Annotated in this window: 20 protein-coding genes and 1 tRNA gene; 9 read left to right on the top strand and 12 right to left on the bottom strand. The window is 44.6% G+C overall.

What is annotated here, in order from left to right; translation table 11 throughout:
- The first annotated feature begins 38 nt into the window (after positions 1-38).
- On the top strand, positions 39-887 hold the full coding sequence (locus FEF09_RS30430; RefSeq protein ID WP_146308678.1) for an SdiA-regulated domain-containing protein: 849 nt from the start codon (positions 39-41) through the stop codon (positions 885-887).
- On the top strand, positions 884-4,555 hold the full coding sequence (locus FEF09_RS30425; RefSeq protein ID WP_146308674.1) for a BamA/TamA family outer membrane protein: 3,672 nt from the start codon (positions 884-886) through the stop codon (positions 4,553-4,555). The genes FEF09_RS30430 and FEF09_RS30425 overlap by 4 nt, the downstream gene beginning before the upstream one ends.
- A 137-nt stretch (positions 4,556-4,692) precedes the next feature.
- Here the strand turns inward: FEF09_RS30425 and FEF09_RS30420 are convergent, their stop codons facing one another.
- From FEF09_RS30420 to FEF09_RS30405, 4 genes are all read right to left on the bottom strand, one after another.
- Positions 4,693-7,029, bottom strand: coding sequence for a GAF domain-containing protein (locus FEF09_RS30420; protein WP_146308672.1), 2,337 nt, complete (start codon positions 7,027-7,029; stop codon positions 4,693-4,695).
- A 229-nt stretch (positions 7,030-7,258) separates the two neighbouring features.
- Complete coding sequence (lysA, locus tag FEF09_RS30415; RefSeq protein ID WP_146308670.1) at positions 7,259-8,479, bottom strand: diaminopimelate decarboxylase; 1,221 nt, start codon at positions 8,477-8,479, stop codon at positions 7,259-7,261.
- Positions 8,480-8,577: 98 nt separating this feature from the next.
- Positions 8,578-8,973, bottom strand: a complete 396-nt coding sequence (locus FEF09_RS30410) for an RNA-binding S4 domain-containing protein (protein WP_146308668.1) — start codon at positions 8,971-8,973, stop codon at positions 8,578-8,580.
- 76 nt (positions 8,974-9,049) lie between these two features.
- Positions 9,050-10,420, bottom strand: a complete 1,371-nt coding sequence (locus tag FEF09_RS30405) for a dipeptidase (RefSeq protein ID WP_146308666.1) — start codon at positions 10,418-10,420, stop codon at positions 9,050-9,052.
- Positions 10,421-10,596: 176 nt separating this feature from the next.
- Between FEF09_RS30405 and FEF09_RS30400 the strand changes: the two genes are divergently transcribed.
- Together FEF09_RS30400 and FEF09_RS30395 are read left to right on the top strand one after the other, a co-directional pair.
- The gene (locus FEF09_RS30400) at positions 10,597-10,959 is read left to right on the top strand and encodes a hypothetical protein (protein ID WP_012789079.1); all 363 of its coding nucleotides are present in this window, start codon (positions 10,597-10,599) and stop codon (positions 10,957-10,959) included.
- A gap of 56 nt (positions 10,960-11,015) precedes the next feature.
- Positions 11,016-12,239: a FecR family protein gene (locus FEF09_RS30395; protein WP_146308664.1), complete on the top strand. Its 1,224-nt coding sequence runs from the start codon at positions 11,016-11,018 to the stop codon at positions 12,237-12,239.
- 12 nt (positions 12,240-12,251) lie between these two features.
- Here FEF09_RS30395 and FEF09_RS30390 read toward each other — a convergent pair whose 3' ends face one another.
- Positions 12,252-12,716 carry a response regulator gene (locus FEF09_RS30390; RefSeq protein WP_146308662.1) on the bottom strand — a complete coding sequence of 155 codons (465 nt, stop codon included), beginning with the start codon at positions 12,714-12,716 and terminating at the stop codon, positions 12,252-12,254.
- Between the two features lie 427 nt (positions 12,717-13,143).
- On the opposite strand from FEF09_RS30390, the gene FEF09_RS30385 reads away from it, so the two are divergent.
- The 3 genes from FEF09_RS30385 to FEF09_RS30375 are packed head-to-tail and all read left to right on the top strand — an operon-like array spanning position 13,144 to position 15,032.
- Positions 13,144-13,734, top strand: a complete 591-nt coding sequence (locus tag FEF09_RS30385; RefSeq protein WP_146308660.1) for a LemA family protein — start codon at positions 13,144-13,146, stop codon at positions 13,732-13,734.
- Between the two features lie 11 nt (positions 13,735-13,745).
- Positions 13,746-14,201, top strand: a complete 456-nt coding sequence (locus FEF09_RS30380; RefSeq protein ID WP_146308658.1) for a TPM domain-containing protein — start codon at positions 13,746-13,748, stop codon at positions 14,199-14,201.
- A 36-nt stretch (positions 14,202-14,237) separates the two neighbouring features.
- Positions 14,238-15,032 carry a TPM domain-containing protein gene (locus FEF09_RS30375; RefSeq protein ID WP_146308656.1) on the top strand — a complete coding sequence of 265 codons (795 nt, stop codon included), beginning with the start codon at positions 14,238-14,240 and terminating at the stop codon, positions 15,030-15,032.
- Between the two features lie 58 nt (positions 15,033-15,090).
- Here FEF09_RS30375 and FEF09_RS30370 read toward each other — a convergent pair whose 3' ends face one another.
- The 4 genes from FEF09_RS30370 to gap form a co-directional block, all read right to left on the bottom strand.
- Entirely contained in the window at positions 15,091-18,189 is a 3,099-nt protein-coding gene (locus FEF09_RS30370) for a two-component regulator propeller domain-containing protein (protein ID WP_146308654.1), read from the bottom strand.
- Positions 18,190-18,258: 69 nt separating this feature from the next.
- Complete coding sequence (dctA, locus tag FEF09_RS30365; RefSeq protein ID WP_146308652.1) at positions 18,259-19,515, bottom strand: C4-dicarboxylate transporter DctA; 1,257 nt, start codon at positions 19,513-19,515, stop codon at positions 18,259-18,261.
- Positions 19,516-19,601: 86 nt separating this feature from the next.
- Entirely contained in the window at positions 19,602-20,798 is a 1,197-nt protein-coding gene (locus FEF09_RS30360; RefSeq protein WP_146308650.1) for a phosphoglycerate kinase, read from the bottom strand.
- Between the two features lie 117 nt (positions 20,799-20,915).
- On the bottom strand, positions 20,916-21,932 hold the full coding sequence (gene gap, locus FEF09_RS30355) for a type I glyceraldehyde-3-phosphate dehydrogenase (RefSeq protein WP_012789070.1): 1,017 nt from the start codon (positions 21,930-21,932) through the stop codon (positions 20,916-20,918).
- Positions 21,933-22,102: 170 nt separating this feature from the next.
- On the opposite strand from gap, the gene FEF09_RS30350 reads away from it, so the two are divergent.
- Positions 22,103-22,177, top strand: a tRNA-Glu gene (locus tag FEF09_RS30350).
- Positions 22,178-22,509: 332 nt separating this feature from the next.
- Positions 22,510-23,457 carry a hypothetical protein gene (locus tag FEF09_RS30345; RefSeq protein ID WP_146308648.1) on the top strand — a complete coding sequence of 316 codons (948 nt, stop codon included), beginning with the start codon at positions 22,510-22,512 and terminating at the stop codon, positions 23,455-23,457.
- A gap of 1,064 nt (positions 23,458-24,521) precedes the next feature.
- On the opposite strand, the gene FEF09_RS30340 is transcribed toward FEF09_RS30345, so the two are convergent.
- From FEF09_RS30340 to FEF09_RS30330, 3 genes are all read right to left on the bottom strand, one after another.
- Positions 24,522-25,271 (bottom strand): hypothetical protein, encoded by a 750-nt coding sequence (locus FEF09_RS30340; RefSeq protein ID WP_146308646.1) that lies wholly within the window; start codon positions 25,269-25,271, stop codon positions 24,522-24,524.
- 22 nt (positions 25,272-25,293) lie between these two features.
- Positions 25,294-25,932 (bottom strand): hypothetical protein, encoded by a 639-nt coding sequence (locus FEF09_RS30335; RefSeq protein WP_146308644.1) that lies wholly within the window; start codon positions 25,930-25,932, stop codon positions 25,294-25,296.
- A 110-nt stretch (positions 25,933-26,042) separates the two neighbouring features.
- Positions 26,043-26,354 carry a hypothetical protein gene (locus FEF09_RS30330; RefSeq protein ID WP_146308642.1) on the bottom strand — a complete coding sequence of 104 codons (312 nt, stop codon included), beginning with the start codon at positions 26,352-26,354 and terminating at the stop codon, positions 26,043-26,045.
- Between the last annotated feature and the right edge of the window lie 598 nt (positions 26,355-26,952).

Here is a 26,952-nt window from a genome sequence, read left to right as displayed (position 1 = left end):
TCCGTTGTGTTTTTGCATTGAATATTAACAACTCATCTATGCAAGTAAGATATATTGCGTTCTTTTTTCTGTTCTTGTCCTGTAACGCTTTCAATCAGGAAGATAAACAATATAGCTCTCCAAAGGGTTATAATCTTGCAGAACCTACCCGTTACCGTGTAAGGCAGTCCATGCAGGAAATATCCGGTATTGTACTCGCTCCGGACGAACACCATATCATGGCGATCAATGACGAGGAGGGCAAGATCTACTCTATCGACCTGGACACCGAAAAGCCTTACCCTACTTCCAAGTTCGACAAAAGCGGCGACTACGAAGATCTCGCGACTACAGGTAACGATTGGTTTGTATTAAAGAGTAACGGGCACCTGTATCATGTACATGGCATGTTTACAGATACGGCCGACGCTACACATTACAAGCTATCTATCCCCGGTAAAAGGGAATTTGAAAGCCTCTATTTTGATGCAAGAAACAATAGCCTGGTAGCTATCTGCAAAGCCTGTGACGAAGACAAAAGAGAAGGTTTTACCTCCGCTTACCGGTTTCAGCTGAATACCATGGAGTATGACACTGCACCTGCATTCCGCATCAATGTAGCTGAGATTGCAAGACTCACCGGTGGAGATGTAGGCCATTTCAAGCCTTCAGCCGCCGCCGTCCATCCCATTGAAAAACGCCTGTACATCGTATCTGCTGTCAACCGTATGCTGGTCATCACTGACCTTGACGGCAAAGTACAGGAGGCTTATAATCTACGACATCGCAAATTCCCACAGCCTGAAGGTATCTCCTTCACTGCAAATGGCGATATGTACATATCTAACGAAGCGGTAGACGAGGCGCAAGCCAATATTCTGAAATTTAAGTACAACTCATCACGATGATTAGCATTTTACCAAAAGCAAGACACCTTTTACCCCTTCTATTACTGCCATTGCTATCTCAGGCGCAGATGAAAGATGACAGTCTCGCACGCAGAGTGATCCTGATCGGCGATGCCGGGGAGCTGCATAAGGACGGTCATAACCCTGTTATAGACGCAGTAAAACAACGCATCAACCTCCAGGATGCCAGAAATACCGTATTGTTCCTCGGCGATAACGTATACCCGCTCGGCTTACCCGATGCAGGCGCCGCAAGATATGATGAGGCCAGACAAATACTTGACTATCAGGTAGGCCTTGTAAAAAATACTGCTACACAGGCCATTTTCATCCCCGGTAATCATGACTGGAAACGGTCTAAACCAGATGGATGGCAAACAGTGATCAACCAGCAGTTATATATAGACTCCTTACAATTGCCTAATGTCAACTTCCTTCCGAAGGATGGTTGTCCGGGGCCGGAAGAAGTACATCTTGATAACAACACCACCCTCATCATTATGGATACCGAGTGGTGGCTGTTCCCCTATCAGAAACCGGGTTCCGAATCTTCCTGCGATACTAAAACAAGGGAAGAAGTACTCGCAGAAGTGAGCGATATCGTAAGCCGTAACAGGAATAAACTGATCATATTTGCAGCGCACCACCCTTTCAGAAGTTATAGTGTGCATGGTGGTTATTATACTATCAAGCAGCATATCTTCCCGTTCACTGATCTGAAAAAGAACCTGTACATACCATTACCGCTGATCGGATCTATTTATCCGATCACCCGTGGCGTATTCGGTACACCGGAAGATATTCCCAATCCGATCTATCAGTCAATGATCAGAGGTGTGGAAGCAGCGATCAAACCTCATGGTCCGGCAATCTTCGTATCCGGTCATGATCATACGCTGCAGCTTATCAACGACGACCAGAATTTCTATGTCGTGAGCGGCTCCGGCGCCAAAGAAAACCGCGTAAAGAAAGGCAGTAAGTCTTTATATGCCAGCAATGAGAACGGCTATACCGTATTGGAGATATCCAAAAGCGGTCGTGTAGAAGTACAATACTACACGGTTGATAAAACAGATGGTCCTTCCTATGCACAACAGCTGTTTAGCCTGCAGGACGTTCGTTCCAGCACCGTTGCCAATGCAAGTCCTTCTGCCAGCCAGCTGCCGCCAACCGTTTCCATGGCTGCCGATTCACAATATGTTGATAAGACCGGCTTCCATTACTGGCTGATGGGACGTAATTATCGCAGTGTATGGGCTACACCAATGGACTTCCCTGTACTGGACCTGAATAAGGAAAAAGGTGGTATGAAGATCCTGAAACGTGGTGGTGGTATGCAGACCATGTCCCTGCGTCTGGAAGATAAGAATGGTACTGAATGGGTACTCCGTTCACTAAAGAAATATCCCGCGAAAGCGGTACCCGAAGCATTACGGGAAACGATCGCGAAAGATGTGGTGCAAGACCAGATCTCTGCGGCCAACCCTTATGCGCCTATGGCTGTCGGTACATTAGCTGATGCGGCTGGGGTTCATCACACAAACCCCAGATTTGTATATCTGCCGAAAGATACCGTGCTGGGTTTCTATGCGAATACCTATGGTGATGATGTCTATCTCTTTGAAGAAAGAGAACCGGATGTAAAGGGTAAAACCCTGAATACACCAAAGCTGCTCGAACAGATTCAGGGTGATAATGACAACACTGTGAATCAGTCGGCTGTACTGAATGCACGCCTGCTGGACTGGCTGATCGCTGACTGGGACCGTCATGATGACCAGTGGAGATGGGGTGCTGAAAACAGTAAAAAAGCAAAAACACAGGTATACTTTCCGATTCCGCGCGACAGGGATCAGGCATTTTTTGTGAATGAAGGCCTCTTACCGCGCATCGCTTCCAGAAAATGGGCTTTACCTAATATTCAGGGCTTCCGTCCTAAGATCAGGTATATCGAAGGACAAAACCCTACCGCTCAGCCATTTGACCGTTCTTTCATGAACGAACTCAGTGAGCAGGAATGGAAAGATATTTCCCATGCCTTCGTACTGCGTATGACAGATACGGTGATCAGAAATGCAGTCAACCAGTTCCCTGATAATATCAAAGCACAGGTGGGCGAACGGGTATACACTACCCTGAAGGCACGCCGTGATATACTGGAAAAAGAAGCCCTGCAGTTCTATAGCTTCATTTCCAGACATGTGGAAATTGTAGGTACTAAAAAAGATGAGTTATTCACCATCGAACGTCAGCCGGAAGGAAAAATAGATGTGGCAGTTACCAAGATCAATAAAAAAGGTGAACTGGAACAGACCATCTACCATCGTTTGTTTGATCCGAAAGATACCCGTGAGATCAGGATCTTCGGTCTGGGTGGAGAAGACAAATATGTTGTAAAAGGAGATAATGGCTCTCCTATCAAGATCCGTATCATTGGTGGCAGAAACGTTGATACTTATGTGGACAGTACCGGCAGTCATGCAGGTAAACGTATCCGTATCTATGATCTCGCTAATAAGAAAGACAGTTTTGATATGCATGGTAATGACAGACGTATCCTGTCTTCCAACCCTGACAACATCCGCTACGAACGTACCTTCTTCCGTTACCAGTATGATAAACTGATGCCATTGGCTTCCGCTGCCTTTAACCAGGATGATGGATTGTCACTGGGCGCCGGTTTCCAATATACCACACAGGGCTTCCGCAAACGTCCGTTTGCTACCAGACATACTGTACTGGCAGGACATTCCCTTGGTACCAACGCATGGCAGTTCCGTTACTTTGGAGAATTTACCGATGCCATTGGTAATTCTGATCTGACCATTGCCGCGAATGTAAAAGCACCGAATAATACAGTGAACTTCTTCGGCTTTGGCAACGAATCTGACTTTGACAAATCACTGGGTATCCGTTATTATCGTACCCGATTCAGTCTGTACAATGTGGAGCCTTTGCTGAATACCAGGCTGTCACAGAATGTCGCTCTGTATTATGGTCCATCCTTCACCTACTATACATTGGATAAAGACGAAACAACCGGTCGTATCACCTCTGACTTCCCTAAAAACGGACTGGATTCGCTCTCTGTATTCCAATCTAAAACATATGCAGGTTTACGTGTAGGTTTAAAGATAGACACCCGTGACAATGCACTGATCCCAACAAGAGGTATCAGCTGGAATACATCTGTATATGGCAGTCAGGGACTGAATGCACAAACCCGCAACTATGTACAGGTACAGAGTGATCTGAGTCTTTATACTAATTTCCATGTACCAACCAGTGTGGTATTGGTCACCCGTTTTGGTGTGAACAAGATCTGGGGAGATTATGAATACTTCCAGGCGGCTACCCTCGGTGGTGTGCAGAACCTGAGAGGTTATCGTAATGCCCGTTTCACCGGTAATATGGCAGTATACAATAACGTAGAATTACGTGTTAAACTGTTTGACTTCCGTTCTTATCTGTTCCCTGCCAGTGTTGGTCTGATTGCATTCAATGACGTAGGTCGTGTATGGTACCAGAGCCAGAAATCCAGTGCATGGCATGATGGTTATGGTGGAGGTATCTATTTTACGCCTGCTAATCTGGTGGTATTGTCTGCGGTGGTAGGTCGTTCGGAAGAAGGTATATTGCCTTATATTACTTTCGGATTCAGGTTCTGATATCCGGCTTAGTTTATAGTCAGAAGCCGTTTTGATACTTATTATCCTACGTTAATCCTACGTTCATGAACGTAGGATTAACGTAGGATAATAAGTATCAAAACGGCTTCTAAGCTTTATAGAAACTACATGCTCAATTAGTCCATATTCACTTTCACGCGTAATGCCCGCAGTCCGCTAACCCCTTGTAAATCTTCCAGATCCAGCATTTCTACCTCTGGCAAAAGCACTCCTTTATTCTGGAGGAAGGTAATATACTTCAGGTATTCTTCCATTTCCTTTGCATATGCATATACAATGGAAATAGTACCCGGTTGGGTCAGGCGTTTGCCTGTCTGACGGATATGTACTTTATCTATCCGTTTCTTCATGATTTCGTAGCGGATATTATAGGCGCCTTCCACATCGAAGCGGCGTTCATCCTGACGGAAACTGATATCGATGGGATTGCTGTGCGCCAGTATCAGCTGAGTAGTCTGTAAAGGCACTTTCAGGGTGTCTTTCAGTTTATTCGTCATTTTCGCGATGTCAGCCATGGAAGAGATCTGCCACAGGCGGAGATTACGCAGATAGAGTAAGTCAAACTTACGGTTATGTGCGATAGACTGACCTATATAGATATTGTATTCAACGCCATCGGTACGATACTTTTCAAAGTAACATGGGAATGAGTGCTGAATATTTTCTTTCTCTTTATCAAGGTATTTATTGATCTCTGCGTTGATACTGGCAAGGCTGTCTTCATATTCCTGACGGTGGTGGAGGATATGTCCTTCTGTGGTATCTACCAGTGAGAAATAACGTTCCAGTACCGGCTGCAGTTCAGGGTGACTTTCATGCAGGTGGCGGAACAGTGGTCCGATTTCTTCGTCCAGATAGTTGTTGGTCTTCAGTTCATCTTCTGAGAGCATACCACTGGTGATACCAGTGATCAGTTCATCATTTTTGAACTTCAGTTCTTCCAGCAGAGGAAGATAGATGGCATTGCCGATATGCTCCAGTGTTTCCTTGATCAGCAGCAGCTGTTCACGAAGGTCTTCATGAATAGCGTTGCTACGTTCTGTAGAAGAGTTGCGGATATCTACAGCTCCATATAAAGGATATACATCTTCAAAGGCGATGTTACCGATGTCTTTCCTTTCTTCTTTCGGCGTATGGAGATAATGCCATGCGGCATCGGTGAACTTCCATTCTACCGCAGGTTGCAAGGCTGTGAATTGTTCTTTTATAACCTGTATGATACGGTTGTTCAGTATATCGACACCTCTTGTGAGCAGCATGATCAGCAGTGGATAAGCCGGCATGGCTCTACCCATTGTTTCTGCGGTGATCCTGTTAGGTTCTGATGAGGCTAATTCGACAATACCGAGCAATTGTCCTTCGTGCCATACGGGGGCCATGACATAACTTCTGATACCTTTCAGAGGCAGGTAGCGCAGGAAAGGATAAGCCAGCAGGGTGGCTTCTGTTACATCAGGAATGAATAATGGTTCTTTCTGACGGGTGAGATGGTCCAGCAGTTGTTGAAATAACTGTTGCTGCTGTTTACCATTATTGATGACACCGAGCATTACACCGCTTTCGCACAGATCACATTCCAGTACATAACGGCCATTGATCTTAGGGATCGGCACGATATGTACGCTGGTATCTTTCTCCTGCATGAGCGATTCCACTTCTTCTTCCATACGACGATAGGTCTGCTGTTCGTTACCGTCGTGCATATCGAGTATGAGGTTTTTCATACTGTTCTGCACTTCATCTTTGGTAACGTCCTGTATAGTCCAGATCACGAAACCTTCGAGGGCGAAGTTGCGGAGTGGCAACATTTCCTGCAGGGCTTCCAGTGAGAACTTGGTACGGCAGACGTTGTCATAGGAGAGTTTAGGAACTTCTCCTTTTACTATTACGTCAACGAAGCGGGCATCGATCTGGAGTTTGATATACTTTTTCAGACCATTGCTATCTGGCAATGTTACATGGTGTATAATCTCATTGCGGTAATCTACCGGGAAGTCATATACTTTTTCCAGTATCAGTTTGTACAACCATTCCAGTTTGTCTTTCTTCACTTTCTCTACGGACATACCTTCCGGTACAGCCACCAGCTTGTCACCATTGGCGGCAAACAGTTTTCTGAACAGTTCGGAGTAGTAGAAGATGGCAAACTTATTGGGTACGCCGATACCATAGATATCTTTATCCATGTCAACAGTGACAGGGAAAATAGTTGAAATAGCAAGATCTACGTATTCCTGATAGGCAGAGAGGTCATCTGCACCTGCTATGGGGCCGAGTAACGCGGGGTTACCTTCAAACTGACTAACTATTTGCTGATAGTAGGCAGCGCGCGCGTCCGATTTCCTGGCAGCCTTCTCTTTCAGAAACTTAACGTAAGGACCGAATGAGATATGGCTGTCTATCAATACTTCCTCTTCCCTGAACACCTCGGAGTTAGCTGATAAAACTTTCATAATCAAAATATGTAAAAAATACTCATCGTATACTTATACTATAACAGACGAATGGGATAATAAAATATTGTGTGTCTACTATCAGTATATACAGTGGCAGGTAAAAGCAGGAGGCATTGGTAAAATGATTTTGCAAATTTATGTTAAAACTGCTTACAACCGTTCAAAAAAAATGCAGATTTGCTTATACAAATCTGCATTAATATTTTAAGTATTAAGTATTTAGATACTATAACTCGATCTGGTTACGTAGCAGATCTTCCAGGGTATCCCGTTTGCGGATCAGCTGCGCTTTACCGTCTTTTACCAGCACTTCGGCCGGTTTGAGGCGGGAGTTAAAGTTGGAGGACATTTCAAAACCATAGGCGCCGGCATTATAGAATACCAGAAAATCACCTTCTTTCACTTCATTCAGTTTACGATCCCATCCGAAGGTATCTGTTTCGCAGATATTACCTACGATAGTATAGATCCGCTCGGTTCCTTTCGGGTTAGAGATGTTTTTGATGAGGTGGAAAGCGTCGTAGAACATAGGTCTGATCAGGTGGTTAAAGCCTGAGTTTACGCCTACGAATACGGTGGCAGTGGTTTGTTTGATCACATTGGCTTTTACCACAAAGTAACCGCTCTGGCTTACGAGGAACTTACCCGGTTCAAACCATACCTGTAAAGGACGTTTATAGGTAGCGGCGAATTTATTGAAGGCGTCGGACAGTTTTCTACCCAGCAGGTTGATATCTGTTTCCGGATCGCCCGCCTGATAGGCTACTTTGAAGCCGCTGCCGAGGTCAATGAATTCCAGATCAGGGAAGTGTACGGCCTGTTCGAACATGATTTCCACACCGCGCAGGAACACGTCTACGTCTTTGATTTCGGAACCTGTATGCATGTGCAGACCGGTTACTTTCAGTTTGGTACTCTTTACGATCCGTTCAATGTGACGCAGCTGGTGGATGGAGATACCGAACTTACTGTCAACGTGACCGGTAGATATTTTATAGTTTCCACCCGCCATGATATGCGGATTCAGGCGGATACAGATCGGATAGGAATCGCCGAAGCGGTTACCGAACTGTTCCAGAATGGAAATATTATCGATGTTGATATTAACACCCAGTTCTTTTGCAGCAATGATCTCTTCGAGGTCAACGCAGTTAGGGGTAAAAATGATATTGTTGGGAGCGAAACCGGCTTTCAGACCCAGATGTACTTCCTGAATGGATACGGTATCGAGGCCGCAACCCAGAGAGTTGATATACTTCAGGATATTGATATTGGTAAGCGCTTTACAGGCATAGAAAAAGCGAGCATCCGTCTTCTGGAAAGCCGTTTGCAGCTTTTCGTACTGGATCTTTATTTTTTCAGCATGATAAATATATACCGGAGTTCCAAATTCCTCAGCCAATTTTACGAGGTATTCGGCAGGGAGAAGATCGCTTTGCTTAGACATCTATGGATAATGATTTACAAAATTTACATGCAGGCGGCTGATTTTTTGCAAAGGCCGCCAGAAAAGCATGCGAATTTACTACTGAAAAACGGATATTTTTAGAGATCTTCCTCGCCACCCATGAAATCGTCCAGTTCACGACGTTCCTTTTTGGTAGGACGGCCAATCTTGCTGGGGCGTTTACCAGTCTGGAATACAGAAGCCTGACGTTCCTGTGCTTTATCTTCCTCGGGGGTGATATCGTTATAGAACTTGATTGCTTCTGTGTACTGTACACGATTGGCCAGCAGGGCGGTGACCTGGATCACCCATTTGCGGCCTTCTGTCCGGATCTCATATACGTCGTTCAGGGCTACGTTTCTGGCTGCTTTTACGGTTACACCGTTCAGTTTCACCCTACCGGATTCACAGCCGGCGGAGGCGAGGGAACGGGATTTGAAGATCCTGATGGACCAGAGATATTTATCGAGCCTTACTTTTTCTACTTCTTTCATCTTATTACTATAATATATAAGGCCGGCATGTATGTCACACGCCGGCCTTCAAATTTATTAAAATAGTACGATAAGGCTATTTACTCAGTTCCGCAAAGTATTTGTGGAAATAAGGGATAGTTTCGATACCCTTATAGAAGTTAGCCAGACCGTATTTTTCATTTGGCGAGTGCAGATTATCACTATCCAGACCGAAGCCCATCAGGATGGTTTTCAGGCCCAGTTCTTTTTCGAACAGCGCTACGATCGGAATACTTCCGCCGCCACGCATCGGGATTGGCGCTTTACCAAAGGTAGCCTGAATGGCATCATTGGCAGCTTTGAAGGCGATATGATCTGTTGGCGTTACGTAAGGGCTGCCACCGTGGTGAGTCGTTACCTTTACTTTTACGCTCTTAGGCGCGATCTTTTCGAAGTGTGCCTGAAACAGCTGAGAGATCTCGATCCAGTCCTGATTAGGCACGAGGCGCATAGAGATCTTGGCGAATGCTTTGGATGGAAGGACGGTTTTAGAACCTTCACCGGTGTATCCACCCCAGATACCGTTTACCTCCAGAGTAGGACGGATACCGGTACGTTCGATGGTGGAATAACCTTTTTCACCCCAAAGGTCTTCTACGCCCAGATCAGCTTTGTATTCCGCTTCATCGAAAGGGGCCGCATTCAGTGCATCACGTTCAGCCTGACTGAGATCCTGTACTTTATCATAGAAGCCGGGGATGGTGATGTGATTATTTTCGTCGTGCATGGAGGCGATCATTTTGCACAGGATGGTAGCCGGGTTAGCTACAGCACCACCGTACACGCCGCTGTGCAGGTCGCGGTTAGGACCGGTCACCTCTACTTCCATATAGGACAGGCCACGTAAGCCGGTATCCAGAGATGGGTTTTCGAGGCTGATCATAGCTGTATCGGAGATCAGCACTACGTCTGCTTTCAGTCTTTCTTTATTCTCTTTGATGAAAATACCCAGGTTGGCAGAACCTACTTCCTCTTCCCCTTCGATCATGAATTTGATGTTGCAGGGCAGGGTGTTGGTTTTGGACATGGTTTCGAACGCTTTGACATGCATGTAGAACTGACCTTTATCGTCAGCGCTGCCACGTGCATAGATCTTTTCGTCTTTGATCACAGGCTCAAACGGACCACTGTCCCACAATTCCAGCGGATCGGCCGGTTGTACATCATAGTGACCATATACCAGTACCGTAGGCAGTTTCGGATCGATGATCTTTTCACCGTATACGATAGGATGGCCAGCAGTAGGGCATACTTCCACTTTTTCAGCACCTGCTTCCTGCAAACGCAGTTTTACAGCTTCAGCGCAGTTTTTTACATCCGGGTTAAAGCGGGAATCCGCACTAACAGAAGGAATGCGCAGCAGTTCCAGCAGTTCTTCCAGGAAACGATCTTTATTCTGTACCTGATAATCTTTCCAAACTTGCATGTTCCAGTAAATTAAACTTTTAGAAAGGTGCAATTTAAGGGAAAGTCGGAAATATTGATTTGTCTGTTTCAGCTGGCCGTTTTTCCCTCCGTTAACAGCCTATTAACTAAATTCTTATTCTTTTGGGCGAAATTACCAGCCGAAACCGGTACACACTACAACCAATTACCATTCGTATGCAAACCAGCGAGGACATCACCATGTTATCCGCGCTTAAGAAGGATAACAGACTTGAGGCTTACCAATACTTCTTTATGAGATACTACAAGCCCCTCTGTCTCAAAGCCTGCCAGATGTTGGGAAATGTAGAACGAGGAAAAGAGGTCGTGCAGCAGTTATTTATTGAAGTATGGCAAGAGCGTACCTACAGGAAGATCGCGCATTCTCCCGGAGGATTTTTCTATCAGCTTTTATATGAGCGATGCCTGCAACTGCAGCAGCCCGCAGCAACGGCCGCTGCCTGCCCTCCATGTAAAACAGGCCCCGCACTTGTACCCCAGGCGTTAACCAATCAACTGGCTGTTCTTTTAGATTCGTAAACCCGGCTACATTAATACACAACTTTATCACCCTCAATCATCTTCTCATTACTACGATGAAATACGACCAAGAGTATATATACACATTACTTCTGCGTAAGCAACTTGGCGAATTAAGTGAAGTGGAAGATCAGTTGCTGCAAAAGGTCATGCAAACCGATGAGCAGGTTCGTAAATGCTGGCATGAACAGGAACAGGCGATACTCTATACTGACAGTGCATTTCTTGATGACCTGCGGGTAGAGCATGACTGGTGCCAGATTGCCGCTATCCTTTCACCTCAGCCCTTACACGTCAGAGGATTCCGTTTTATCAAACGTCACAGCGCTGCTGCTGCAGTACTACTGACGCTTTCTGCATGTGCGGGCAGCTGGTACGCGTTTGAACATTATTATAAAGTACAACCTTCATCAGAGGTTAACCGCGCTGTACTGGCGCATCGTACACCAAAACAATCTCCGGCCCGCAAAACAGCAGACGTTAGTTATACCCTGCCGGCAGATACGACCGTCAGCGTTCATACCAATGCAGCTACTGAACCCGTTCCTGCAGCAGGCGTGGTACATGGTGACAGTATTGCTGCCATTCCATTAAAACGTATTACGCACGACACCATTTACCAAAGCAATACCATTGAATGGAATACCCTGACCGTACCTCCCAAAACGGACTACCGTATTGAGTTGTCTGACGGCACAGAAGTACACCTGAATGCCAGTTCTACACTGCGGTTTCCTTTCATCTTTCCCGGTAAAACCAGAGAAGTATACCTTGAAGGAGAGGCTTATTTCACCGTTGCACACAATCCAAAACAACCTTTTATTGTGCACACGGGTACAACCTCCGTCATCGCATTGGGTACGGCATTCAACGTGAATTCTTATGATGGTAATACCATCACAACTTCACTGGTTACAGGCACTGTGGTAACTGATGTAGGCGATAGTCTGGACGTAACATTAAAGCCGGGGTACGAGGCTATTTACAGACCAGGTGAGCGTTTTAAAGTAAAACGTTTTGACGAAAACGTTACCCTTGGCTGGCGGGATGGTATTTTCCGCTTTCACAACAAGCCGCTGGAAGAAGTCATTCCTGTGCTGAAGCGCTGGTTTGGACTGAAGGTGGCCTTTACAGCCGCCGGCATTGCCGACATACACTTCTCCGGGGATCTTGACAAGGATAAACCTGTCTCGGACTTCCTGAATGAACTTTGTTGGGAAAAAGGGCTGGAGTACAAAATTTATGACGGCACTGTTCACTTTAGTAAACCCAAAGGGTAGCCGGGCTGAAAATTAAGAAATCAGCTTCTGCCGGAGCAGAAATTCAAGCTTCTCATTCACGTCCAGCAACTTTGCTGTCAACTCCTTATTCTCTTTTCGAAGGGCATATACTTCATATGCCTTATCAATGTTTTGCCGCAATTCATCGTCATTCCAGGGTTTGGAAAAATATTTATACACCTGTCCCTTGTTAATGGCGTCGATAACGGCATTGATGTCAGCGTAGCCTGTCAGTAACATCCGGATTGGCTCCGGATATTTGTCAAGAATTGACTCAAAAAATTCAATCCCTGTAATTTTAGGCATCCGCTGATCTGAAATGATGATCTGTATGGCTTCTCTGGCAAGTATCTCCTCCGCTTCTTCAGCCGAAGTAGCCGTAAATACTGTATAAAGTCTACGGAAAGATGCCTTAAAAGCATTTAAATTATGTACCTCGTCATCAATATACAGGATATGGATGTGTTGTGCACTCATTGACGCAACCTTAGATTCAAATAATTAAAAATAAAAGCGTTACAAACGAATGAAAGATAGACACTGAAAAACAAGCGTTTATACTAACCTATTTTATGGATAAGATCTTAAAATACAAGCTGTTCCGTACCCTTGCTATCGTAAAATACCAGTAAAATTATAGAGAAACGTAGATACGGGACCTGATTTTTTTGACAATGCTACTATCTTTTCTGTGAAAGTGAAATAATCCCGTTTTATCGTATTTCTCAATACCCTTGCAGATTAAAAAAAAGCTCCTATGTTTGCTATTACTATCCAGACTGTTCATGGAGGTTCGATCGGATGCCCCCAAACTGCATTCCTAAGTTACGACAAACCAAAGTGATATGGTACTGTTGCATTTTAAAACTATAAACAACCTCGTTTAAACTTAAATTTTTATAAGATGAAAAAAAGCACACTCGTAATCGTAATTATCATAGCTGTAGTCGTAATATTAGGCGGTTGTGGTGTATCCAAGTACAATAAGATCGTGAATCTGGACGAGGCTGTGAAAACTTCCTGGGGTACTGTACAAAGCCAGTATCAACGTAGAACTGACCTGATTCCGAACCTTGTTGCTACAGTAAAAGGTGCTGCAAATTTCGAGAAAGAAACACTCACACAGGTGATAGAAGCACGTGCAAAAGCTACGTCTATACAGGTAAGAGCAGAAGATCTCACTCCTGAAAAGGTACAACAGTTTCAGGCCGCACAGGGTCAACTGAGCGCGGCGCTGGGTAGATTACTGGCAGTATCTGAAAGCTATCCTACCCTGCAGGCTAATCAGAACTTCAAAGATCTGCAGGCGCAGATAGAAGGTACTGAAAACCGTATCGCTGTTGCCCGTAAAGACTTCAACGATCAGGCAAGAGTATATAACAGTGCGATCCGTACTTTCCCAAATAACATCGTTGCAGGTTTCGGCGGTTTCCAGCAGAGACCATATTTCGAAGCACAGCCAGGTGCTGAGAATGCTCCTAAAGTGCAATTCTAAAAACAAGCGGCATGAGCATATTCCCATTCAAAAAGAAAGAACTTCTGACGGAAGCTGAAAAGCAACAACTGGTGCAGGCTATACGTGATTCGGAAAGACTCACGAGTGGGGAGATAAGATTATATGTGGAAAGCCATTGTAAATATGTAAGTCCCATGGAACGCGCGAAGGAAATATTCCGGCAGCTCGGCATGGAAAAAACCAAACGCAGAAATGGCGTTATCCTGTACATCGCTTTGAAAGATCGTCAGTTTGCCATTCTCGGAGACAGAGGCATACACGAAAAGGTAGGCTCTGCATTCTGGGTAAAAGAGGCAGAACTGCTGGTCAGCTACTTCACCAGAAACGAACATGTTGCGGGTATAGAGGTATGTATCAGGGAAATAGGCGAATCGCTTTGCCAACATTTTCCTTTTGAAGGGGATGATGAAAATGAATTACCAGACGATATAGTGATTGGCAGATAAGCAAAAGGCTTCACCTGTCACACTGTAAAATTTAATATGATGAGGAAAATATGCTGGTTATGGCTGCTTATATTATTGATCGCCGGATGGAAGGTTCAGGCACAGGACATTCCGCCAAGACCGAATCCTCCCCGGGCAGTCAATGATTTTGCAGGCGTATTGTTAGGCAATGAATCCGACATGCTGGAGCAAAAACTCCGCGCCTATAATGACAGTACCTCTTCACAGATCGTAATCGTCACGATGAAAACCATCGGTGATTACGAAAGCAGCGAAGTAGCAATTAAGATACTTCGTGAATGGGGTATTGGTACGAAAGGGAAAAACAATGGTATCGTTATACTCGCCGCCATAGATGACAGAAAGGTCCGTATAGAGACCGGTTATGGCATGGAAGGAGTTATTCCGGATGCTATTGCCAATCGTATTATAGACGAAGCAATTGAGCCTAATTTTAAAGAGAAACAGTATTACCGTGGCCTTGATGAGGCGACTGATAAACTGATCAAGGCGGCCGCAGGCGAGTTCAGAGCGGACCCTAAGAAGTCGGGCCGCAGCAGTAATAAAAATGCCTTATTCATGGGTATTTTTGTTATCATCATCATTCTGCTTGTCATGAGAAATCGTGGTGGCGGAGGCGGTGGTGGTACCACTATCAGCAGAAGAGGCTCCGGCGGATGGATCGGTCCTATAGGCGGATTGGGAGGCTTTGGTGGCGGCTTTGGCGGTGGAGGTGGCTCCGGAGGCTGGGGTGGTGGAGACAGTGACGGCGGAGGCTTTGACTTCGGTGGTGGCGACGGTGGTGGCGGCGGCGCCAGCGGAAACTGGTAACACCTGCTACAATTAATCATTCATATCAACTCCGTCAGGTATACCTGACGGAGTTTTTTTATACTTCACTCAACGGAAACCAGACATTGACACGAGTGCCTCCCGGTTGTCCTGCTTCGTCATACAAATCTTCTATATCAAAAGTGGCATCCAGATTAAAACGTCTGTTGTATAATGCCAGTCTGTCACGGGTAATCTGCAAACCACGGGAATGATGTTCATTTCCCTGCTGGCGTTGCGCAACAGCTCTCTCCCTTCCTACTCCATTATCTTCTATCACACATAACAGACTTCCATTCTGCTGATGGAAGGCAATAGACAGATGGCCATCTTCTTTCTTATACAGCAATCCATGCCAGATCGCATTTTCTACAAACGGCTGTAAGATCATAGTAGGGATATCTGTAAAGTCGGGATCCAATTCATCATCTACCGTAATCTTATAACTGAACTGATCTCCGAAACGTAGTTTTTCCAGTTCCAGATAGTTTTCCAGCATGCGGAGTTCATTGGAAATGGGGATACTGTTCAGCTGTGAGTTATCCAATACATTCCTGATCAGTCGTGCAAAACGTCCCAGATACGACAAGGCCTGTTCTGTTTCCCGCTTCATCATGAATGTCTGAATGGAGTTCAGCGCATTAAAAATAAAGTGAGGATTCATTTGTGCGCGGAGCGCTTTCATTTCCAGCTGTGCGATCTGCTGTTGAATAGCTGTACGTCTGCGGGCTTCTTTCTTCACCGCATTCACACGTAGTTTGAAGTAAACGTAGATCAATACTATAATCAGTAATACACAGCATATTCTGAACAAGGCTGTTTGCCAGAAAGCTGGTAAGATATTTACTGTAATCGTCGTAACACCGGAAGAGAAAGTTCCCGCAGGGTCTACACTACGCACTTTGAACAGATAACTACCCGGCGGAAGATTGGTATATCTTGCTACCAACAGCCCTCCTGCCTTTACCCATTCTTCATCCACCCCTTCCAGCTGATACAGATAGCCTACCGGTTCATGGTGATACAGCAGACTTTTAAATTCTATGCTGATGAAGTTCTGCCGGTGTGTCAATGTCACCGGTGCATATTTTCCTCTCTCCACACCTATATGGATCACACTGTCCATTGCACGGAAACCGAGGATGGTCACATCAGGTGGCGGAGGGGCTACCTGCAGGGCAGCCGGATCGAAGATGACAAAATGATCAGATGCACCAACCATTAAACGCCCGTCATGCAACATACTCACCGTTCTGCGCACCTTTCTGTTATTGTCTATAATATCGCCACTCTGTACAAATGTCTCTATTGAACCCTGTTGTTTATTGAAGTAATAGAATCCATATTGGGTGCTAAACCAGGTACCTACGGAACCATTTACCTGCAGGTTCAATACCCACTCGTCAAACAGGGCACCGTTAATCATCAACGGGCGGGCAATATTTCTAAAGGTATTGTAGACCCAGAGTCCATGATCTGTACCGGCGATCAGCGTACTGTCATCCAGAAATTCTATACAGGTGATATTGCTGACGGTCAGTTTATCGTGGAGGAATAATTTAGATGTACTTACCGTCCCTTTATGCGTATTAAAGCGGATCAGGCCCGCATCGCTGGTGGAAATCCATAACAGGGAGTCAGAACGTCGTGCGATGTCCATCACTGTTATAGGACGATTAACATATTCCAGTAAGGCGGGATACGCGATAAAAGAGTCGGTGCGGGTATCCCAGCGTACAAGGCCCCGTTTATATAAACCGACCCATACAGAGGTATCTCCTTCCGGTAGCATCGTCATCAGGGTCTGGTCACCGAATACGGCCGGTTGATAGTGCTTCAGGAATTTACCTTTGTTTGGATCAAAGATGGAGAGGTTTCCATTTTCCTGTCCGATCAATACGGTTCCGTTCTTCATTTCTGCAAAACTCCATACAAGGCTGCGTTCCTCCGGCAGTTGATAGGCAGCACTCTTCGCATCGTGGAGGTATTGCCCTAAAAACTCCAAAGAGGGATTCAGCCAGCAAAAGCCTCTCCCCCAATAACCGGCATAGATATTCCCACGGCTATCCTGAAAAAGACCAGTTACTTCTGTTTTGGGCAGACGGTCTTCTGTGCCTTTGAAGACGGTACGGTGATCCATGATCCGGAAGGAGTTATCCGGTATGCTCAGGATATTCACGCCGAGATCGGTTCCTACCCATAGCCGGCCATTACGGTCACTCAGGAAGCAGTTCACCTCAAAATCATAGTGCAGATCCTGATCGTCTTCATTATTCGCCCGGATATTGATATCAAACTTACCGGCACGTTCATTAAAGCGGAAGATCCCGCCATTTTCTGTAGCGACCCAGATATTCAGATCACGGTCTGCGATGATATCTGTGACCATGTTCCCGTTCGAAAACGGCAGGGAAAAGGAGAAGGCATGTAATTCCCGTGTATCCGGATAATATTGATAGAGGGAGTCTCCTCCCCTTGCAGCGACCCATATGCGTTGCTGCCGGTCTATATAGAAGCGTTTCACACTGCTTCTGATGGCCAGTAGCGGGTCATGTTCAGGATTATTTTCGGAGTGATACAGGTGTCTGCGGGAGGGGTCGAATTTATAGACACCTCTGCGACCGCTGATCCAGAGGTTACCTTTTTTATCTTCTACGATGGTACTGTAAAGGTCCCGTCTGATTGTTTCGGGAATATTGGCAGGCTTTACAAAGCGGTTATGCACATCATCATATTGTAATAATCCTTCCTGGGTGGTCGCCCATATTACCCCTGCGTGGTCCTGTATGATGCGGCTGCAACTGAGGCTACCATGTATGGAAGGTGGGATATCGATCTTTAATACAGAGACGGTGGCGGTAGCCGGATCGTAATAGCGGATATTATCGGGCGCTCCCATCCAGATGCGGCCTTTATTGTCTTCGCAGAGGCAGATATCATCATAATAGATAGAACCCGGTACTTTATCAAAACTGGCGATGGTGACGAGATTGATCCCGTCATAACGTTGCAGGGCAGTACTGGCGATCCAGATAAAGCCTTTACTATCCTGCATGATGGCAGACACATGATTGCTGGCCAGTCCGTCGGTTCTGTCAAGGTGAGAGAATGTATAGGAGGATCCTTGCGCGCGACCTTGAGCACAAGGCCATATCATCAGCCAGATCAATATGGCTGAAACACACAGATATTTCGATAAGTACAGCTTCGTCAAGTGGTGAAGGCGTTAAATGGTTGTTTGCTTCTTACCGGTAGCTGCTATATATTTTTCCATGTCAAATGCATCTTCGCTTTTTGCCATAACAATCGTCGCTACGCCATTCCCGATAAGATTTGTGATGGCACGGGCTTCAGACATAAAGCGGTCCACCCCTATCAGGATACCGAGCCCTTCGAGGGGTATCACTTTTATGGCTGTCAGGGTAGACGTCAGTACGATGAATCCGCTGCCGGTAATACCAGCGGCTCCTTTTGAGGTGATCATCAATATGCCGATGATCGTCAGCTGCTGCCAGATATCTAAAGGTACTTTAGAAACCTGAGCCAGAAATATCATGGCCATAGAAAGATAGATACTGGTACCATCAAGGTTGAAGGAATAACCAGCTGGCACAACGAGCCCGACTACCTGTCTGGCACATCCAAGTCTTTCCAGTTTATCCATTAATCCCGGTAATGCTGATTCTGAAGAGGAAGTACCTAATACGATCAGGAGTTCGTTCCGGATGAATACCAGATATTTCCAGAGGCTGAACTCATATTTATAAGCGATCAGTCCGAGTATTACAAAGATGAAGAGGAACATGGTCAGATATACGCATCCCATCAGTTTCAGCATGGGATACAAAGCGCTCAGACCAAAGCTTCCTACGGTGAAGACCATTCCCCCAAAGGCTCCGATGGGGGCCAGTTTCATGATAAATTTGAGTATATTAAAGAAGACTTCAGACAGTTTTTCAAAGGTCAGCAACAGCGAGTCTCCCACACTTTTCATTTTGGTCAGTCCGTAGCCGAAGAGAATCGCGAAGACCAGCACCTGAATGATATCTCCTTTAGCGAAGGAGTCTACCACATTGGAGGGTACGATGTGCATGAGAAATTCCGACCAGCTGAAATGGGTGGCTTGTTCCTGATATTTAGCCACCTGTTCTGCATTCACATTACGGGGTTGCATGCCGGTACCCGGTTGCAGGATATTGGCGATGATTAATCCGATGACAATAGCCAGTGTGGTCACCAGTTCGAAATAGAGCAGGGCTTTTCCACCTACACGGCCGACCTTTTTCATATCTCCCATACGGGCGATACCGAGTACGATAGTCAGAAAGATGATCGGGGCGATGAGCATTTTAATCAGATTAATGAAAATCTCGCTCATCATTTTACCGGTAGCAGCGGCAGAGGGGAATAGGGCGCCAGTGATAATACCAAGGAAGATAGCTACAATAACCTGGAAATAGAGATGGCGGAACAGTTTACTCATACAGTCAAGATACAAAAAAACGCTTAACGCAGCATACGGGAGGTATGCAACGCCAAGCGTCTTTTAATATAGTGTGCGGGTATTGCTTAGCCTTTAATAGCAGCGATACCTGGAAGGGTTTTACCTTCGAAGAATTCCAGCAGTGCACCACCGCCGGTAGATACGTAGCTTACTTTTTCAGCGAGACCGAATTGGTTTACTGCAGCTACGGAGTCACCACCACCTACGAGGGAGAATGCACCCTGTGCAGTAGCTAATACGATAGCGTCAGCAACGGCTTTGGTACCGTTCTGGAAAGCTTTCATTTCGAATACGCCCATTGGACCGTTCCACAGGATGGTTTTGGACTGTTGGATTGTTTCGCTGAACAGGGCAACGGATTTTTCTCCGATATCCAGACCCATCCAACCAGCTGGGATATTGTCATTGCTAACGAGCTGGGTGTTGGCATCAGCGGCAAACTTATCAGCAGCTACTGAGTCAACAGGCAGGATCAGCTGAACACCTTTTGCTTTGGCTTTAGCCAGCAGTTCGAGTGCCAGGTCCAGTTTATCATTTTCGCAGAGGGAGCTACCGATTTCTTTACCTAATGCTTTCAGGAAGGTATAAGCCATACCACCACCGATGATGATGTTATTTGCTTTTTCCATCAGGTTTTCGATGATCAGGATCTTGTCACTTACTTTAGCACCACCGAGGATAGCGGTGAAAGGTGTAGCAGCAGCGTTCAGTACTTTTTCGCCGTTGCTTACTTCAGCTTCCATGAGCAGACCGAACATACGTTTGTCAGCAGCATAGAATTCAGCGATTACCGCTGTAGAAGCGTGTGCACGGTGAGCGGTACCGAAGGCATCGTTCACATATACGTCACCCAGTTTTGATAATTTTTCAGCGAAGGCTTTATCCCCTTTTTCTTCTTCTTTATGGAAGCGCAGGTTTTCGAGCAGGAGCACTTCTCCGGCCTGCAGTTTAGCAGCTGCTTCTTCTGCTACGGGACCGATGCAATCTTCCGCGAATTTTACGGTAGCGCCATCCAGTAATTTTACCAGGTGGTATACCAGGTGTTTCAGGGAGTATTTGTCGGTCGGACCGTCTTTCGGGCGACCGAGGTGAGACATCAGGATTACGCTACCACCATCTTTCAGAATTTTCTTGATGGTTGGAACAGCGGCGGTCATACGCGTATCATCTGTGATCTCAAATTTATCATTGAGTGGCACGTTAAAATCTACGCGTACCACAGCTTTATGGCCACTAAAGTTAAAGTCGGAGAATTGACTCATTATGCAATTATTTAAAAGTGGAGAAGTATACTGAGAGTAAAAGGTAAATGGTGAACAGTGAATGGTCTCTGTGAGTACCATTTACCATTCACCATTTACAGATATAGCGTTTATAGCTTATTTGTTGATCAGACCAGCGAAGTATTTCACTGTACGAACGAGCTGAGAAACATAGCTCATTTCGTTATCGTACCAGGATACAGTTTTCACCAGTTGTTTATCGCCAACAGTGATAACTTTAGTCTGGGTAGCATCATACAGTGAACCGTAGTTGATACCAACGATGTCAGTGCTTACGATTTCGTCTTCAGTATAACCGAAAGATTCGTTTGCAGCAGCTTTCATTGCGGCGTTGATTTCTTCAGCAGTTACTTTCTTCTTCAGCACGGAAACCAGTTCAGTCAGGGAACCAGTGATGGTTGGAACACGCTGTGCGTTACCATCCAGTTTACCTTTCAGGGAAGGCAGTACCAGACCGATTGCTTTAGCAGCACCGGTGCTGTTTGGAACGATGTTAGCTGCAGCAGCACGTGCACGGCGCAGGTCACCTTTTGGATGCGGAGCGTCCAGGGTGTTCTGGTCGTTGGTGTAAGCGTGGATGGTGGTCATAGTACCCAGTTCGATACCGAAGGAATCATCCAGAACTTTCGCCATTGGCGCCAGACAGTTAGTAGTACATGAAGCGCAGGAGATGATAGTTTCGCTACCATCCAGGATATCATGGTTTACGTTGAAAACTACTGTTTTCAGGTCGCCGGTAGCAGGAGCAGAGATTACAACTCTTTTTGCGCCTGCAGTCAGGTGAGCGGCTGCTTTATCTTTATCTGCAAAGAAACCTGTAGATTCAATCACCACATCAATACCATGCTCTTTCCAGGGAATTTGTGAAGGATCTCTCTGTGCGTATATTTTTACCTCATTACCGTCAACGGTGATGGCGTTATCAGAATGCTTAACTTCTGAATCGAAACGACCCTGTGCAGAATCGTACTTCAACAGATGAGCTAATACAGCGGGACTTGTAAGGTCATTAATAGCTACCACGTCTATGCCTGGCATCTTGTAGATCTGACGGTATACTAAGCGGCCGATACGACCGAAACCATTAATACCGATTTTAAGAGTAGTTCCCATTTTACACTGAGTTTGTTGAGATTGAAAAAAATTGAGTAGCGAATTTACAAGCTATAGCGGGATAAAGCAATATAAATTTAAGTTAAGCAACTTTTTTTTGGAAATATGAAAATACCGCTTACCTTTGCAGTCCTCTAAACATGGTGATCATGTCTGAGGCGAAAAGATCAGCCGCGTTGGTCAATCGGCTAAGACGCCTCCCTTTCACGGAGGAATGACGGGTTCGACTCCCGTACGCGGTACCAGAGATGACGGCAACGATACGAAAGTATGGTTGCCGTTTTTCTTTTGTGGTAATTCGCGGGGGAGTTGGGCGATAGAGCGGAAGACTTCATTTACGCATGTGGTTCGACACCGGTCGTTTTTCCGGTGGTAGGACATTCCTTCAGGGAAGAGTAAGAATTGAAGTTGTTGTTTTTCGGCGTAGGCGGTTAAAGCCTATACTGTCCATGCCCCATGTAATTGCACACCTGTGGGAATTCCTTATTTTTGCAAAGCGTTCTTGCCAATCCAACAGCAGTTAACCGGCCGGCAATGAAGCGAATCCCTTTTACATCGTTTAAAATACCCTTTATCTATGCGAAATCTATGCTGGTCTTTAGCCCTGATGTCAGCAATGTGGTCCTGTAGTCCGAATGAGGTCACTCCTCCTACACCTCCCACACCTCCACCAACTACGCCGCCCCCGGGACCTGTTGATACACCGCCGAAAATGAAAGATTGGGTGATGACTACTGCCTACGGTGACTTCATTTCTACCACCAGAAATGTAAAACTTGCATATGACGATAACCGGCGGTTAAAAACATGGACCCTGACCTCTCCCGACACAGATTTTTCGGTACATTATGAGAACGACACCATTCATCATGTTATCTTTTTAAGAACAGATGCTAATGGAGCTTACATAGGATCCTCAGCAATTTTTCTGTACCGCCCGGATAAACGATGCGAGAAGGTCATTTATAAAAAACCGCTGGAGAGTTACGAAGTGCCGTACCAGGATGTTATCAATGAAGAGAATCCATATTATAGCCGGATAAAGGATGGTGATGTCTATGTGCTCGATTCACTTGTGTATTCGACCACCAATCAATTAACGGAAATATGGGAAAAAAGGGGATGGTATCTGACCCTTCAAAAGTTTGTGTACGCAGATCCGCAAAAAATGGTCCCTGAGAAATTACAGACATACACCTCCGAAGATATGGTCAATTTGAATTTTTCAGGTGAACTGACATTTACTACAAATGACATGGACCAACCTGCTTACAGATATTTGTGGATTTCCGCCTTTATCCCGAACCTCGGTCCCTTTACCATCGCATTGACACCCATAAACCCTCCTTCATCTGCTCTTACAAAGTTAGTATTGGTGCCAAAATGTATTACCAGATATGTCTCCGGGTCAGAACAAAGTCCGGAGTTTCAATACTTCTACAGTGCTGATTCAACTTCTTTTACAGGCCGGCTGGTAACGCCCGGCACTACACAAAGGTTGGTTTACAATTTCGAAAAGCAGTAATACACGATTCCTATAATCAGTGCCCTAAAGGCAAACCGATGGATAATGTGGAAACTCATAACCGGCGAAGAAAAACCGGTAGTCAAGGGGAATATCGAAAGATGTTCCCTTTTCCATTTCAGGGGTAATTACCATCAAGGCCTTAACTTTATCCGATGGAAATAAAATTAGATATACCTCCGTATACAGCAGAAACAGGCATTCAATATCGATGGGAAAACGGTTTTGAAATTGAAACGAAAATCGAAAACGGGACAATCAATATTGAGCGTGTGCCATCCGGACCGTCTACCAATATAAAGAGAGTCAGTGAATCTTAAGGAACATTTCAATAGGTAGCGCTTGCTTTCAAAAGTACAGGCAGACACTATGGCCTGCCTGCGTAAATCTTTATTTCATATGATAAATATAACCATTCCTTCTTGTGACGAAGGTGGGCTTATTGAATAATTAAGGTACAGTATTATACCTCCCTTATTTTTCCTGCAAAGTAGTTATCCATAGTTCTTCGATTGGTTCTCATACTTATCAAATAAGCAACAATCATTATACTATGGAGACCTAAGGATACCCAAAAACTATTGCTCCTGACAGAAAAAACTTCTTTTATCAAAACCCATGTTACAAGAAGCTGATCCAAGAGAAAAGTAATTGCGTTCATTACTATTAATAATGCTACCAAATATACCAGATGAAAATCGCGTTTTCTGTGGCTAAATTTTAACAGCAAATTGCATGCGAAATAGTTCACTATACCACCTCCCAATAAATAGATAATATTGAAATAAAAAGCCCCTGCAAATAGCTCTGTGCCATACCCTTCCAGAAAAAAGACGATTCCCATGGATAATATGGCAAACAAAATATGATAGGGTATTAGTATAAATATAGATTTATGCATCGTTTAATCCAGATTTACAATAGTTCTTTTAGTTGTTCCGTCCTTCACCCATTGTCCGTCACTATTACGCTTATAGGTATCTATTTCACCATAAACAGCGTTTACTTTGACATTCCTTTCATAATTGAAAAGATAACTTCACGACTAAATCGGACCTGTAGCATTACTGTGTTATTGAAGCACCGTATTTATATTCATACAATTTCAGAATCGCTCCATCATGATCTTTAATCGCTCTCAACCTACCTAAACCATCATATTCATAATAGTTCTTGTATCCTTTAATATCAGTTGTACTTGTCATTCCTACAAGCGGAGAATATGTGTAGGTAACGATATTAGCCGTTTTTAATCTTGCATCACTTCTTAATGGCGCAAGGAATGCATTCACCTCTGCATCAGTAGGAGACTTTATCTCGAATGCTGTGATATTAGCGCTGCCCAGTATTGCCGAAACAGTTGCATAGCTGGCATTTTTTATCTCTGCGATAGGGAATTGACGTGCATAGCTCCACAGATAAATTGTGTTAAACGAACTTTCGTCTACTATTTCCTGCACATTCTGCGTGGTGGAGTTGTATACTAATGATTGCATTTTTTTATACTGCGCAGGTAGTACTGTGTACGAAGTATATGCAACAGGAGTTACCGGAGTAGCTGAATAAAATACAGCACGACCATCCACGTTTCCTGCATCATTATAGGTTAATATATTACCAAATGTCACTTTCCCATTTACTCTACGTTCCTGTTGAACAGGTAAAGCATAGATGTTTTTTTGCATGAGGTTATTGTAATTGATATCACCTGTATACTTCGTTATTGTTTCTGTAGATTCCTGTTTGCTGTTTACAGACAGTACACGATTGACGTCATGATATTTATTATACTCATAGTTGGTCTCAATAACCATTGAGTCAGTACCTACATACTGTTTAGAGATCTCTTCTCTTCAACACTTTCCCACAGGATATATAATAGTTATAGTAATAGAAACGTTCGGGATTATTAACAAAATTAACCCCACTAAAAGCATAATATAAATCAGGCTCGTATTCTACTAATTTTAAGATCTTAACTTTATTAACCGGTAATTCGCTATACTCATACTCCGTTGCGCTGACAGGCAAAAAGTTGTTATTTTCATATTTGTAATTCCTCACACTCAACAGCTCGTTGCTGCGCCATGACGGATAAACAATGGTATTGTATGGATACTTCCAGCCTGACTTAGGTTCATAGTCTCCAACTGCGCGATTATAATAATACTCTGTTTTACCATTCGGCTTACCGTCTGGTGCAATAAGTTTCTCCACTACTTTTGTATAGTTCACCGGACAACCTTTGTTGTAACCAAGCTCAACCTGACTATCTGAAGTAAACCACAACATTTTCACCAGATCAGAAACCATATTATTACCAGTATACAATTTGGGATAACGATAAAAATTCTTTCCAGGCGCTGTAATAAGTTCACCAACGCCGACATTATATCTCGTATCACCATACTCGTATACCTTTCTCGTAATAAGCGAATCATTGGATCCGTAGTTCGAGATTGTTTTTGCCCTCAAACCTCCCGCTTGCATTGGCTGTACATTGTCTATTGTTGAAGTCTCCCAGTATTTGTATGTCAACAAAGATTCTATATAAGGGCTATTGCATATACTGAAATCTGATTCTGTCACACCATTAGTCCTTGCTTCCAGTCTGATCCTATCCCCGGCATGAATTGTAATAACCTGATTAACTGTTTTCGCTGCCCTTTTTCACTTGGCGACTGCTCAAAGTTGTAGGATGAATTACTTGACAGATTTGTTATCTTGTAAGTCATGGACTGTGCGTTCTGTGTATATTTATAGCCACTGAATGTCACTGTCAGATTAGCACTTGTCACTGTTGATCCCAGATCTTCACTGACAGTAAATTCCAATGAATTATTGGCAGGTACACCATTGAGAAAATCAACCAGATCGCAACTAGGTAAACGGTTCACTGCAAACAAACTGATTGATTTCGTTCGCTCCACTTTATTCTCCTGCTGCTGCCTGTTAAGGTAATAATTAGGTTCAAAATCATAGACAGTATACCCTCCGGTTGGATATATAATTTTCTTCAGGCTACCGGCCTTCAATAATTGAAATCAGCATCACGATTCGAACCCACATATACAGGAGAGCCATCCCAGGATTTAGTATAAAATATTTGGGAATTAAGCTTTCACTAGTTTTGCCGTTGTAGTATCCCCAGAAATCCTGCGGAGTTGTATTTCGCGGAGGCAGCGGTGGTCGGATCGTATTGAAATTTGAATCATTAATGAACATTCCCTTTTTATCGTAAAAAGCGACGCCATCCAGCTTCATACTTTTCTTCTTCACCTCAGAATATCTACGTTAATGATTGATTTTCCCCACGCAGTCCTCTCAAAATAACTGTTATTGAGAAATGATATCGTCTGTATCAGATTCCTTTTGCTATCAAAACATTAAAACCGGTTATTCTCAAACGGGTACCGGGAATACCAGGATAATCCAATCTGTCTTCAGCGGTAGTAAACTCTACCGAACCATTTCTGAAAAGAATTTTATCCGCAC

Source organism: Chitinophaga pinensis (genome assembly GCF_007896845.1).
Classification (GTDB): domain Bacteria; phylum Bacteroidota; class Bacteroidia; order Chitinophagales; family Chitinophagaceae; genus Chitinophaga; species Chitinophaga pinensis_C.
This window is presented reverse-complemented; position numbering and strand designations above follow the sequence as displayed.